Annotated in this window: 10 protein-coding genes; all 10 read left to right on the forward strand. The window is 42.1% G+C overall.

Annotated elements, in window-relative coordinates; all coding sequences use genetic code 11:
• Positions 1-647 (forward strand): LPXTG cell wall anchor domain-containing protein (locus HF881_RS04375; RefSeq protein WP_240956784.1); only part of this gene is annotated, 647 nt, incomplete at its 5' end.
• Positions 648-1,208: 561 nt separating this feature from the next.
• Positions 1,209-3,167: a peptide ABC transporter substrate-binding protein gene (locus tag HF881_RS04380; RefSeq protein WP_169446619.1), complete on the forward strand. Its 1,959-nt coding sequence runs from the start codon at positions 1,209-1,211 to the stop codon at positions 3,165-3,167.
• Positions 3,168-3,312: 145 nt separating this feature from the next.
• The gene (locus tag HF881_RS04385) at positions 3,313-4,407 is read left to right on the forward strand and encodes a cystathionine gamma-synthase (protein ID WP_169446620.1); all 1,095 of its coding nucleotides are present in this window, start codon (positions 3,313-3,315) and stop codon (positions 4,405-4,407) included.
• A 7-nt stretch (positions 4,408-4,414) separates the two neighbouring features.
• Entirely contained in the window at positions 4,415-5,581 is a 1,167-nt protein-coding gene (locus HF881_RS04390) for a MalY/PatB family protein (RefSeq protein ID WP_169446621.1), read from the forward strand.
• 92 nt (positions 5,582-5,673) lie between these two features.
• The gene (locus HF881_RS04395) at positions 5,674-8,769 is read left to right on the forward strand and encodes a DEAD/DEAH box helicase (RefSeq protein ID WP_169446622.1); all 3,096 of its coding nucleotides are present in this window, start codon (positions 5,674-5,676) and stop codon (positions 8,767-8,769) included.
• 47 nt (positions 8,770-8,816) lie between these two features.
• Positions 8,817-9,428, forward strand: coding sequence for a cystathionine gamma-synthase (locus HF881_RS04400; protein WP_169446623.1), 612 nt, complete (start codon positions 8,817-8,819; stop codon positions 9,426-9,428).
• 11 nt (positions 9,429-9,439) lie between these two features.
• Entirely contained in the window at positions 9,440-10,774 is a 1,335-nt protein-coding gene (murC, locus tag HF881_RS04405) for a UDP-N-acetylmuramate--L-alanine ligase (protein ID WP_169446624.1), read from the forward strand.
• Positions 10,775-10,784: 10 nt separating this feature from the next.
• Positions 10,785-11,264 carry a GNAT family N-acetyltransferase gene (locus HF881_RS04410; RefSeq protein WP_169446625.1) on the forward strand — a complete coding sequence of 160 codons (480 nt, stop codon included), beginning with the start codon at positions 10,785-10,787 and terminating at the stop codon, positions 11,262-11,264.
• Positions 11,261-11,764: a GNAT family N-acetyltransferase gene (locus tag HF881_RS04415; RefSeq protein WP_169446626.1), complete on the forward strand. Its 504-nt coding sequence runs from the start codon at positions 11,261-11,263 to the stop codon at positions 11,762-11,764. Before HF881_RS04410 ends, HF881_RS04415 begins: the two co-directional genes overlap by 4 nt.
• Positions 11,765-11,838: 74 nt before the next feature.
• On the forward strand, positions 11,839-13,509 hold the full coding sequence (gene mltG, locus HF881_RS04420; RefSeq protein ID WP_169446627.1) for an endolytic transglycosylase MltG: 1,671 nt from the start codon (positions 11,839-11,841) through the stop codon (positions 13,507-13,509).
• Positions 13,510-13,552 lie beyond the last annotated feature (43 nt).

Below are 13,552 nucleotides of genomic sequence, written 5' to 3' on the forward strand. Positions count from 1 at the left end.
AATCAGTTTCACTCAGCAAATCAGTAAGTGTGTCATTGAGCGATAGTACTTCAGCATCAATCAGCGCAAGTGAGTCAATCTCAACAAGCGCAAGCTTGAGTGACAGCATTTCTGCATCAATCAGTGCAAGCAACAACTCAGGTAGCGGTTCAGGTTCAACAAGCACAAGCAATGACTCAGCAAGTCAATCAGCTTCAGCATCTGTAAGTGCAAGTCAATCAACTAGCGCATCAGTATCTGCAAGCCAATCAGCTTCAATCAGTGCAAGCAACAACTCAGGTAGCGGTTCAGGTTCAACAAGCACAAGCAATGACTCAGCAAGTCAATCAACTAGCGCATCAGTATCAGCTAGCCAGTCAGCTTCAATCAGTGCTAGCCAATCAGCAAGCACAAGCTTGAGCGACAGCGTAAGTACCTCAACTAGCTTGTCTGACAGTGCTTCAATCTCAAGTGCATTGAACCACTCACAAGCTCCTGCACAACAACCTGCTGGACCAGGACGTTCAAACGGTAGAAAACTTCCAAATACAGGAACTGCAAGTAACCAATTTGCTGGTCTTGGATTAGGAGTAGCTGCCTTGGCAACTGCCTCTCTTCTTGGCAAGAAGAAGAAATCAGCAGCTTCTGAAATGGATTTAGAAGACTAAGTCCCAAAAATCGGCTAAAATGAAATTGTTGATATCATTTTAGCGACGAAAACAAGAACCCCGGATGGCTCAAGGCTATCTGGGGTTTTTGCCTCTTTGTCAACTGTGGAGAGTGACATCTAATTAAGCATGAGAGAGAAGCAGATTGCTTCTCTCTCTTTTGTAACATTCAAAGTGACGAGAATCGTCATTCTAAAATTTTTGAAATTTTGAAAATCAAATACTATACATCTTATATCCTTGCTGATTGTCTCCAACTTGATATTGGAATCAAAAGGGATGGACTTCCATTTCTAAACGTTCTAAAGAACTTAATGATATCTCGCTAGTTATTAATCACCGCCAAAGAGAATATCTGAATCACAAGACAGCTTTTAAAGTACTTAGGAATAAGGGGTAAAAATATTACACTACGCATTGCATATCCCTAACGAAATAGATAAAAATCTAAAATTTGTAGAGAAAATAATATAATTTCGACCTTTTGTGACAGGAATTGCTTGACTAAATAAAACTAAAGCTGTATAATAAGGCAAATATCTAAAACAGGAGGTTCTGGAAATGAAAAAGTCTAAGGCCAAGTATCTGACACTGGCAGGTGTCGTGTTAAGCGCGGGTATCCTACTAAGCGCATGTGGGAACTCAGCAAGTTCATCTAAAACATATAACTATGTCTATTCTAGTGATCCATCTAGTTTGAACTATCTAGCAGAGAACCGTGCAACAACCAATGATATCGTTACCAATCTGGTAGATGGTTTGATGGAAAATGACCAATACGGAAACTATGTTCCATCTTTAGCGGAGGATTGGACCGTTTCCAAGGACGGTTTGACTTATACCTACAAACTTCGTAAAGATGCCAAGTGGTATACATACGAAGGTGAAGAATACGCCCCTGTAACTGCTCAAGACTTTGTGACAGGTTTGAAATATGCGGCAGATAAAAAATCTGAAGCCTTGTACTTGGTTCAAGACTCTGTAGCAGGTTTGGATGACTATATCAACGGCAAAACAACAGACTTTTCAACTGTCGGTGTTAAGGCGATTGACGACCAAACGGTTCAGTACACTTTGACTCGACCAGAACCTTACTGGAATTCTAAAACAACTTCAACCATTCTCTTCCCTGTCAATGCTGATTTCTTGAAATCAAAAGGGGATGATTTTGGTAAGGTTGATCCTTCTAACATTTTGTACAATGGACCTTTCTTGATGAAGTCCTTTGTTTCAAAATCCGTCATCGAATACAAGAAAAATCCGAATTACTGGGATGCTAAAAATGTCTTTGTGGACGATGTGAAATTGACCTACTATGATGGAAGTGACCAAGATGCCCTAGCACGTAACTTTACAGAAGGAGTATACAGCTACGCACGTCTCTATCCAAATAGCTCAAGTTTTGAAGGGATTAAAGAGAAGAATAAGGACAATATCATCTACAGCATGCAAGATGCCACTTCTTTCTACTTGAACTTTAACCTAGATAGAAAATCTTATAATTTCACTTCTAAAACGACTGACATCGAAAAGAAATCTACCCAAGAAGCAGTTCTGAATAAAAACTTCCGCCAAGCTATCAATTTTGCCTACAACCGTACGGCCTATGGGGCACAATCTCAAGGGGAAGACGGAGCAACGAAGATTATTCGTAACCTAGTTGTACCTCCTACATTTGTAAGTATCAACGGAAAAGACTTTGGTGATGTTGTTTCCGAAAAGATGGTCAACTATGGCCAAGAATGGCAAGGCATCAACTTTGCTGATGCTCAGGATCCTTACTACAATCCTGACAAGGCTAAAGCTAAGTTTGCGGAAGCTAAGAAAGAACTAGAAGCCAAGGGTGTTCAGTTCCCAATTCACTTGGATAAGACTGTTGAAATGACCAATAAGTCAGAAATTCAAGGGATTAGTTCAATGAAACAATCCATCGAATCTATTCTTGGAACTGAGAACGTGGTTATCGATATCCAACAACTGTCAACAGAGGATTATGATAGCTCTGGTTATTTAGCTCAGACAGCAGCCCAGAAGGATTTTGACCTTTACAATGGTGGTTGGAGTGCTGACTACTTAGATCCGTCAAGCTATCTTGATATTTTTAATGTTAATAGCGGAGGTATGTTGCAAAACTTTGGTTTAGAACCAGGTGAGGTCAATGACAAGGCTAAGGCAGTTGGACTTGATACCTATACTCAAATGTTGGAAGAAGCCAATAAAGAGCAAGATCCAGCAAAACGTTATGAAAAGTATGCTGAAATTCAAGCTTGGCTCGTTGATAGCGCCCTTGCAATTCCAAACGTTTCCCTTGGTGGAACACCTAGCCTGAGAAAGACAGTTCCATTCTCATCGCCATTCTCACAAGCTGGAAATAAGGGTGTCGAATCATACAAGTACCTCAAGTTACAAGATAAGACTGTAACGGCTGATGAGTATGAAAAAGCTAAAGAAAAATGGCTAAAAGAAAAAGAAGAATCAAATAAAAAATCCCAAGAAGAACTGGCAAAACACGTTAAATAACCAGTCTATTCAACAGGAAAAACGATAGTTTCTCAAGGAACTATCGTTTTTGTATAGTTTGAAACTATAACTAGCTCTTGAAAAGAAGAAAATGAGTTAGTGAAAATAAGTGGTACAATAGTTACTATAGATTTGGAGGTATTGTATGAGCAAAGAACTACACATCAACACAATTTTGGCCCAGGCGGGAATTAAGTCAGATAAGGCGACAGGTGCCTTGGTAACGCCGCTTCATTTTTCAACAACTTATCAGCATCCAGAATTCGGTCAGTCTACTGGTTTTGACTATACGCGTACTAAAAACCCAACTCGCAGTAAGGCGGAGGAAGTCTTGGCTGCAATTGAATCAGCAGACTATGCCCTAGCGACGAGCTCAGGTATGGCTGCGATTGTACTGGCTTTTAGTGTTTTTCCAGTGGGAAGTAAAGTCTTGGCAGTGCGTGACCTTTATGGTGGTTCTTTCCGTTGGTTCAACCAAGTGGAGCAAGAAGGCCGTTTCCATTTTACCTATGCTAATACTGAAGCAGAGTTGATTGCTGAGCTGGAAAATCATGTGGATGTTCTCTACATCGAAACGCCAACCAATCCTTTGATGTTAGAATTTGATATTGCAAAACTAGCCCAAATAGCTCACGCTAAGGGTGCCAAAGTAGTCGTAGACAATACCTTCTATAGTCCGATTTACCAACGACCAATCGAAGATGGTGCAGATATTGTTCTTCATTCGGCTACCAAATACCTAGCAGGGCACAATGATGTTTTGGCTGGGGTAGTTGTGACTAATAGTTTAGAACTATATGAACAACTGTTCTACAATCTCAATACGACAGGTGCGGTCTTGTCTCCATTTGATAGTTATCAGTTGATTCGTGGTCTTAAGACCTTGTCTCTGCGCATGGAGCGTTCTACAGCTAATGCCCAAGAAGTGGTTGCCTTTTTGAAGAATTCTCCAGCAGTCAAGGAAGTGCTCTACACTGGTCGTGGGGGAATGATTTCCTTTAAAGTAGTGGATGAGAAACGTATTCCTCATATTTTGAACAGCCTCAAGGTCTTCTCTTTTGCAGAAAGTTTGGGTGGGGTAGAGAGTCTCATTACCTATCCGACGACGCAGACCCATGCGGATATTCCAGCAGAAGTACGCCATTCCTACGGTTTGACAGATGATCTTTTGCGCTTGTCTATTGGGATTGAGGATGCTAGAGATTTGATTGCAGATTTGCGCCAAGCCTTGGAAGGATAAGACAAAGATGGGAAAATATGATTTTACAAGCCTGCCCAATCGTTTTGGACATCATACCTATAAATGGAAAGAGGCGGAAGCTGATCGAGAAGTTCTACCAGCCTGGATAGCGGATATGGACTTTGTAGTTTTGCCTGAGGTTCGACAAGCCGTACAAACCTATGCGGATCAGTTGGTCTATGGTTATACTTATGCAAGCGACGCTTTGATTCAGTCGGTTCAAGAATGGGAAGCCAGTCAACACGGGTATCACTTTGACAAAGATGCTCTCGTTTTTATCGAGGGAGTGGTGCCAGCTATTTCAACAGCTATTCAAGCCTTTACAAAAGAAGGTGAGGCTGTCCTGATTAACACACCGGTCTATCCACCTTTTGCCCGCAGTGTCAAACTGAACAATCGCCGATTGATTACCAATCCTTTGGTGGAAAAGGATGGGCTGTTTGAGATTGACTTTGATCAGCTGGAGAAGGATATGGTGGGAGAGGATGTGAAGCTTTATATCCTCTGCAATCCCCACAATCCTGGGGGCCGTGTGTGGGAAAAGGAAGTGTTGGAAAAGATCGGAAATCTCTGCCAAAAACACGGTGTTTTGTTGGTTTCGGATGAGATTCACCAAGATTTGGCCCTCTTTGGTCACAAACACCAGTCTTTTAATACCATTGATCCAGCTTTTAAAGACTTTGCCCTTATCTTGAGCAGTGCCACTAAGACCTTTAATATTGCTGGAACGAAAAATTCTTATGCGATGATTGAAAATCCTAAGCTTCGAGCGGCTTTTCAGAAACGTCAGTTGGCCAATAACCAGCATGAAATTTCAGGCCTGGGTTATTTGGCGACAGAAGCTGCCTATCGATATGGAAAGGATTGGCTAGAAGAACTCAAGCAAGTCTTTGAAGACCACATCAATTATGTGGTGGATCTATTTGAAAAAGAGACTAAAATCAAGGTCATGAAACCGCAAGGAACCTACTTGATTTGGCTGGATTTTTCAGCCTATGACCTAACGGATGACCGCTTGCAAGAGCTTTTGAGAAATGAAGCTAAGGTTATCCTCAACCGAGGTTTGGACTTTGGGGAGGAGGGAACTCTTCATGCCCGCCTCAATGTAGCCATGCCGAAGTCAGTGCTAGAAGAAGTTTGCCAACGCATCGTGACTACTTTTGCTACCCTTTAAAAATCCAGCCTTCTAGGAGAAAAGTATTCCTAGAAGGCTATTTTCATAGGGGAAAATGTGGTATAATGAAGAGATAAGATAAAGGGGTAATTATGGCTAAATTGATTCCAGGAAAGTTGCGCATGGAGGGTGTTACTCTCTATGAGACAGGCAAGATTGAGATTATCAAGGAAAAGGGGAATCGCCTCTATACTCGTGTGGCGGGAGAAGACTTGCGCTACAGTTTAGAGGATGATCTTGTTTTTTGTGCTTGCGATTTTTTCCAAAAAAGAGGTTACTGTGTTCACCTCGCAGCGCTCGAGCATTATCTGAAGAACGACGAAGAAGGCCAGGTGATTTTACAAGCCTTAGAAAAAGGACATGAGGAGCAAGAAGAGGTCGAAACCAAGGTTAGTTTTGGTGGTGGTTTTTTGGAGCGTATCCAACCTCAGAAGAGAGAGAAAATCTACACTTTGTCGGCACAAGGCCAGGTGGAAGCTGGAACCAATCGCCTCCTTTGGACTCTCCGAATCGGTTTAGTTGATAGTCAAAAATATTATGTCATTCGTGACATCCCTCTCTTTTTGAAGGTCTTGGTCCATCGAAAACCATATATGATTGGGAAACACTATGAAAATGACTTGTCTTGGGATGCTTTTGATACAGCTAGTCAAGAAGTTCTTACTTTCTTATGTGGCTTGATTGAGGAGGGACTGAGTCAAGATCTCTTTTTCCCCAATCAAGGTCGTCACCTCTTTTTTCCTCTAACCTTTTTTGAGCAGGGAGTGGAGTTGCTGATGAACTTGGAAGATTTTCATTTTGAACACCAGATCGATAGTTATGAAAATCTTCTCTTTCATGATTTAGATTCCGATGCTGGACTTTTCACTTTTTCTGTGAGGGAGCATCCCGATTATTTTGAGATGGAAATCTCTGAAACTGAGCGAGTCAACGTATTCTATGGGGGAGCGGTTCTCTTTCGTAAAGGAAATGTTTATTTCTTGACCCCTAATCAGATAACTCTTTTGAAGGAACTCAGGGAGCTCCCTCGGGAGGAAAGAGGGAGAAAATGCCTCCAGTTTGACAACAGTGATCGTGATCGCCTAGCCGCCTGTTTGCCTATGTTTGGACTGCTAGGAACAGTCTCTGTACCCGAGCGTCTGCAAATCAGACCCTTTTCACCAATCTTTTACTTTGATAGGGAGGATGACGGTCGTATCCGCTTGGATATCCAGTTTGACTATGGAGATGTTAAGGTGACTAGTCGTCAACAGCTGGAACAATTACAATTTTCAAGCGATGCTGTCTTGGAAAACCAGCTATTTCAAGTCTGTTTAGGGGCTGGGTTTGAGGCTGATTTTCAGTCTTGGAGACAGGCTTTGAAGCCAGAAGCAGTTTATTCTTTCTTTCACCATACGCTTCCTGCTTTTGAGAAGTTGGGTCAGGTTTTCTTGTCTGATGAGATAAATCAGCTCTACAGTGTCCAAGCTCCTCAGGTTCAGATCGAGTCTAAGGGGGGACTGTTGGAGATTCTGTTTGATTTCCAAGGGATTGCCCAAGAAGAGATTGATCAAGCTCTTAAAGCCCTGACCAGCAATCAGGATTTCTATATCAGTTCTTCTGACCAAGTGTACTTTTTTGATGAGGAAACCAAGCAGATTCGTCAAAATTTACAGGAACTGGGGGTTGAGCTAAAAGGTGGTTCTTTCCAAGCGCGAAAATCTCTGGCTTATAGCCTTTCTCAGCTTTTTGAAGGTCGAGATAGGATCTCCTTCACAGAGGAATTTCAGCATTTAGCTCATGATTTGACCCATCCAGAGGACTTTCCTTTGGGAGATATACGGGTTCAGGCGAGTTTGAGAGACTATCAGGAAAAGGGTGTTCGTTGGCTTCAGATGCTACATAACTATGGTTTTGGTGGCATTCTGGCAGATGATATGGGACTGGGAAAAACACTGCAAACTATTGCTTTTTTGACCAGTCAGGTGACCGAAGACAGTCGGGTCTTGATTTTAGCGCCGTCAGGTTTAATCTACAATTGGGCAGATGAATTCAGGAAATTTGCCCCACAGTTGGATTTGGCTGTCGTTCATGGTTTGAAAGCGAATCGAGAAGCAATTCTTTCTGAAAATCACCAAATCTATGTGACTAGCTATGCCACCTTTCGTCAAGACAGCGAGCTTTATCAAGAGATGGACTTTGATTTTCTCTTCTTAGATGAAGCCCAAGTCATGAAAAATGCCCAGACAAAGATTGCTCAGAGTTTGCGCCAGTTTGTGGTACCAGCAGTCTTTGCATTGTCAGGAACGCCCATTGAAAATCATTTAGGAGAGTTGTGGTCTATCTTTCAAATCGTCCTCCCAGGGCTCTTGCCGAACAAGAAAGAGTTTATGAAATTACCAGCTGAGCGAGTGGCGCAGTTTATCAAGCCCTTCGTCATGAGGCGTAAGAAAGAAGAAGTCCTTACAGAACTGCCTGACCTAATCGAAGTCGTCTATAAAAATGAACTGGAAGACCAGCAGAAGGCCATCTATCTAGCCCAGTTGCAACAGATGCGAGACCGACTAGCCCAAGTGACAGATCAAGAATTCCAGAGAAGTCGGGTAGAAATTTTATCTGGTCTCATGCGTTTGCGCCAAATCTGCGATACGCCAGCTCTCTTTATGGACGATTACCAAGGAGCTAGTGGTAAATTGGATAGTCTCCGAGATTTATTGCTACAAGTGGCTGATGGTGGGCATCGGGTCTTGATTTTCTCACAATTCAAAGGAATGTTGGAAAAAATTGAGCAAGAACTACCAGACTTGGGCTTGACTTCCTTCAAAATCACAGGTTCAACTCCTGCTCAAGAAAGACAGGAGATGACCAAGTCCTTTAACCAAGGAGAAAGAGATGCCTTTCTCATCTCCCTTAAGGCGGGTGGTGTTGGTCTCAATCTAACGGGAGCTGATACGGTTATTTTGGTTGACCTCTGGTGGAATCCCGCTGTCGAAGCACAGGCTATCGGACGAGCCCACCGCATGGGGCAGGAGCAGATGGTCGAGGTCTATCGTTTGATTACCAAGGGAACCATTGAAGAGAAAATCCAAGAACTTCAAGAACAAAAGAAACATTTGGTTTCCCAAGTTTTAGATGGTACGGAGTCGCGTGCGAGTCTCAGTCTGGCAGAAATTCGTGAAATTTTGGGAATTTCTGAAGCCAGCACTTGAAAAATCAAGACAATACGCTATAATGAAGTGTTGAAAGGAAATACAAAATGAAACAAGATCGATTTCCATTGGTGTCAGATGATGAGATCATGCTGACCAAAATGCCAGTCATGGACTTGTACGATGAGTCAGACTTTATTAGCAATATCAAAGGTGATTACCGCGATAAGAACTATTTGGAATGGTCTCCTATCAATGAGGAAGAAACCGTAGTTTCTCCAGTGGTTAACAAGGAGTCAAAGCCAAGCCCAGAACCTAAAAAAGTTGAAAAAACGTATGCTGAATTGGCTCGAGAAGAGGCGCGTGCGGACTTGAAGAAGAAACGTTCAGCCAAGTATTTGACTCAGGATGTTAGTCATACCAGACGACACAATGGTTCAACACTTATTCGTCAAGGAAACCAACCAACAGCACCATTTCAAAAGGAAAATCCAGGTGAGTTTGCCAAGTTTAGCAAAAACTTGATCCAGTCTCACTATATTCTAGCTGAAGAGGTTGGCCAAGTGGCGGTTCCAACTCCGAAAACCCAAACGGGAAAAAATAAAAAGAACAACTATGATTTTCTAAAGAAGAGTCAAATCTATAATAAAAAGAATAAGCAAACAGAACAGGAACGTCAGGTTGCCCAAGAGTTGAATCTGACAAGAATTACTGAGTAGGGGAGAAAAGCATGTCAAAAACATATCATTTTATTGGAATCAAGGGATCAGGGATGAGTGCCTTGGCCTTGATGTTGCACCAAATGGGGCATAAGGTTCAAGGGTCAGACGTTGAAAAGTACTACTTTACTCAACGTGGACTAGAGCAGGCAGGGATTGCGATTCTTCCTTTTGATGAAAAGAACCTGCAAGGTGATGTGGAGATTATCGCTGGAAATGCCTTCCGCCCAGATAACAATGTTGAAATCGCCTATGCCGATAAAAATGGTATCAGCTACAAACGTTATCATGAATTCCTAGGTAGCTTTATGCGTGACTTTGTCAGCATGGGAGTGGCAGGAGCTCATGGCAAAACTTCAACAACAGGTATGTTGTCTCACGTCTTGTCTCATATCACAGACACCAGCTTCTTGATTGGTGACGGGACAGGTCGTGGTTCAGAAAATGCCAAATATTTTGTCTTTGAATCAGACGAATATGAGCGTCACTTCATGCCTTACCATCCAGAATACTCTATCATCACCAACATTGACTTTGACCACCCAGACTACTTCACTAGTCTAGAAGATGTTTTCAATGCCTTTAATGACTATGCTAAACAAATCACGAAAGGTTTGTTTATCTACGGTGAGGATGCTGAGTTGCGTAAGATCACAGCCAATGCGCCAATCTATTACTATGGGTTTGAAGCAGAGGGCAATGACTTTGTAGCTAGTGATCTCCTTCGCTCAACAACGGGTTCGACCTTTACAGTTCACTTCCGTGGTCAAGAATTGGGACAATTCCACATTCCAACCTTTGGTCGTCACAATATCATGAATGCGACAGCTGTTATTGGTCTTCTTTACACAGCAGGATTTGATTTGAACTTGGTGCGTGAACACTTGAAAACCTTTGCGGGTGTCAAGCGTCGTTTCACTGAGAAAATTGTCAATGATACAGTGATCATTGATGACTTTGCCCACCATCCAACAGAAATCATCGCGACCTTGGATGCGGCTCGTCAGAAATACCCAAGCAAGGAAATCGTAGCAATCTTCCAACCGCATACCTTTACAAGAACCATCGCCTTGTTGGATGATTTTGCCCAAGCCTTGAATCAGGCAGATGCAGTCTACTTAGCGCAAATCTATGGATCAGCACGTGAGGTAGATCACGGAGATGTCAAGGTAGAAGATCTAGCAAGCAAGATCACTAAGAAAAACCAAGTCATCACCGTTGAAAATGTATCGCCACTCCTAGACCATGACAATGCTGTCTATGTCTTTATGGGTGCCGGAGACATCCAAACCTATGAGTACTCATTTGAAGGTCTTTTGTCTAACTTGACAAGCAATGTCCAATAAGGAAAACCAGATGGAAATTCCAATCACTATAAGGCAAGCCACCTTATCAGATTTAGACGAAATGTTGGCGATTGAAGAAGTCAATTTTTCATCAGAAGAGGCACTTAGCCGTCAATCCTTAGAAGAGAGTATCCGTAAAACTGCGGATACCTTTCTTGTAGCTAGGGATGAAAATCAACTTGTGGGCTATATTCTTGGGGCTGGATTGTCAAGAACTCACACTAAAACAAGCGCGAGCCTTGAAATCAAGCATCTAGCCATTCATCCAGACCATCTTGGGCAAGGTTTGGGAACTCTTCTCCTTGCCAACTTGAAACAAGTGGCTGTAGAAGGAGGAGTCAAGTGCCTTCGTCTGACTTGCCCTGATGACCTCCTCTCTTACTTTGAGATGAATGGATTTGTCGAGGAAGAAGTGCCAGAGGTTTTGTACGCAAGCTCTTCGGAATGGAATCTGATTTGGGCCAATCCTTTTTATCGGGAGGAAATATGAAAATCAGACAAGCAAGATTTTCGGATTTAGATCGGATTATAGAGATAGAGCTAGAGAATTTCTCCCTTGAAGAAGCTATTCCTCGTTCGGTCTTTGAGGCGCACTTACGTGAAATTCAGACCAGTTTTCTTGTAGCTGAAAGGGAGGGACGTATCCTTGGTTATATCGAAGGTCCAGTCGTCCCACACCGCCATCTACAAGATCAGTCCTTTACAGAAGAAATAAAAGACTATAGCCATCGACCTGGAGGTTATATTTCTGTGACTTGCCTATCTATTGCCAAGGAAGCACAAGATTTGGGAGTTGGGAAAAGACTATTAAAGACTCTGAAAGAGGTCGCTTTAGAACATGAACGAGAGGGCATTAATCTGACGTGTCATGATTATCTTATCGCCTATTACGAAAAACATGGCTTTGTTAACGAGGGAATATCCCAGTCAAGCTTTGCTGGGGAAACATGGTATGATATGGTTTGGCAGCCAGAAAATAAAGAAAACTAGCTAGGGAATGCCCTAGTTAGTTGCTTTTCTGCGACTTTTAAGATATAATATTATGGATTGTCAACAAGGAGGTAATGCTTTTGACTGAAAAATCAAGAGAAGAAGAAAAACTAAGCTTTAAAGAGCAGATTCTACGCGATTTAGAGAGAGTCAGAGAGAGAGAAAGAAGAGAGAAAGAAGATGAAAGTCCGATCACCCCAACTCCATCTTCTCAAGTAACTCCAACCGCTCCTTCTGAACAAGAACCAAATCTTGCCACAGAAGGTTTAATGGTAGACTCTCTGTCAACTGTGGATGAAATCCTTAAAAATGCCCCAAGTGTGCCACCACGCCCAAGTTTTGAATCAAGCGAAGTGACAGTACCAGAACCAGAAGAGTCAAAACTAGAAGAGCCCGCACCAGCCAAGATTGATGCTGTAGAGCCTAAAAAGGAAGACAAAGAGTTTAATACTACTCCGACTAAAGTGGCTGTTTCCTATAAAACAGATGGTAAAAAAGAAGAATCAATCCTTCCTGTTGTGGAGAATGTAGTCCCTGCTCCAGTTGAGAAAGTTGATAACCTAGCGGATGCTCCACGACGCAGTCGTCGTGAAGGAACAAAGCCAGCTAAGAAAAAGAAGAAATCAAAAGCTAAAGGTTGCTTGCTTACTTTCCTAGTTCTTCTAGTGCTTGGAGGTATTGGTGGCTTCTTTGGTTATGGATACGTTAAAGAATCCTTGAAACCTGTTGATGCAAGTTCTAAGGACTATGTGACAGTTCAAATCCCGGAAGGTTCAAATGTTCAAGAAATTGGGAGCACTTTGGAAAAATCTGGTCTTGTTAAACATGGACTTATCTTTAGCTTTTATGCTAAATATAAGGGCGCAGACTTAAAATCAGGTTATTACAACTTGAAGAAGAGCATGAGTACGGATGAATTGATCCAAGAATTGCAAAAGGGGGGAACTCCTGAACCACAAGAACCAGCTCTTGCAAGTCTGACAATTCCAGAAGGATATACATTAGAGCAAATCGCTCAAACAGTAGGACAACTTCAAGGTGAATTTAAAGAACCTCTTACTGCGGATGCTTTCTTGGCAAAAGCTCAAGATGAGACCTTTATCTCTCAAGTAGTAGCCAAGTATCCAAACTTGCTTGGAAGTCTACCAACAAAAGATAGCGGGGTTCGTTATCGCCTAGAAGGTTACCTTTTCCCAGCAACTTATACTATCAAAGAAAGCACTACAGTTGAAAGTTTGATTGATGAGATGGTAGCTGCTATGGATAAGGCCTTGTCACCATATTACGCTACGATCAAAGAAAGGAATCTGACAGTCAATGAATTGCTCAGCATTGCCTCACTTGTCGAAAAAGAAGGTGCTAAGACCGAAGACCGCAAGAAAATCGCAGGTGTCTTCTATAACCGCTTGAATGTTGGTATGCCACTTCAAAGTAATATCGCTATCCTATATGCTCAAGGAAAACTTGGTCAAAAGATTAGTTTAGCAGATGACGCTGGAATTGATACAACGATTGATTCACCATACAATGTTTATACACACCTTGGCCTCATGCCTGGACCGGTTGATAGCCCAAGTTCAGATGCGATTGAAGCAAGTGTAAACCAGACAAAGAGTGAGTACTTGTACTTTGTAGCCAATGTAGAAGATGGTAAAGTGTACTTTGCAACGACAAAAGAAGAACATGATCAAAACGTTGCAGAACACATCAATAGCAAATTAACACAATCAAGTAGTTCAAACTAAAATTATGTGGTTTTCCACATAATTTTGTTTTAAAAACAAATTA

Source organism: Streptococcus sp. WB01_FAA12 (assembly GCF_012843315.1).
GTDB lineage: Bacteria > Bacillota > Bacilli > Lactobacillales > Streptococcaceae > Streptococcus.

Excerpts from the sequence above, each read along its gene's own strand:
- HF881_RS04380 (WP_169446619.1), top strand. The coding sequence starts at position 1,209 with ATGAAAAAGTCTAAGGCCAAGTATCTGACACTGGCAGGTGTCGTGTTA.
- HF881_RS04385 (WP_169446620.1), top strand. The coding sequence starts at position 3,313 with ATGAGCAAAGAACTACACATCAACACAATTTTGGCCCAGGCGGGAATT.
- HF881_RS04390 (WP_169446621.1), top strand. The coding sequence starts at position 4,415 with ATGGGAAAATATGATTTTACAAGCCTGCCCAATCGTTTTGGACATCAT.
- HF881_RS04395 (WP_169446622.1), top strand. The coding sequence starts at position 5,674 with ATGGCTAAATTGATTCCAGGAAAGTTGCGCATGGAGGGTGTTACTCTC.
- HF881_RS04400 (WP_169446623.1), top strand. The coding sequence starts at position 8,817 with ATGAAACAAGATCGATTTCCATTGGTGTCAGATGATGAGATCATGCTG.
- murC (WP_169446624.1), top strand. The coding sequence starts at position 9,440 with ATGTCAAAAACATATCATTTTATTGGAATCAAGGGATCAGGGATGAGT.
- HF881_RS04410 (WP_169446625.1), top strand. The coding sequence starts at position 10,785 with ATGGAAATTCCAATCACTATAAGGCAAGCCACCTTATCAGATTTAGAC.
- HF881_RS04415 (WP_169446626.1), top strand. The coding sequence starts at position 11,261 with ATGAAAATCAGACAAGCAAGATTTTCGGATTTAGATCGGATTATAGAG.
- mltG (WP_169446627.1), top strand. The coding sequence starts at position 11,839 with ATGCTTTTGACTGAAAAATCAAGAGAAGAAGAAAAACTAAGCTTTAAA.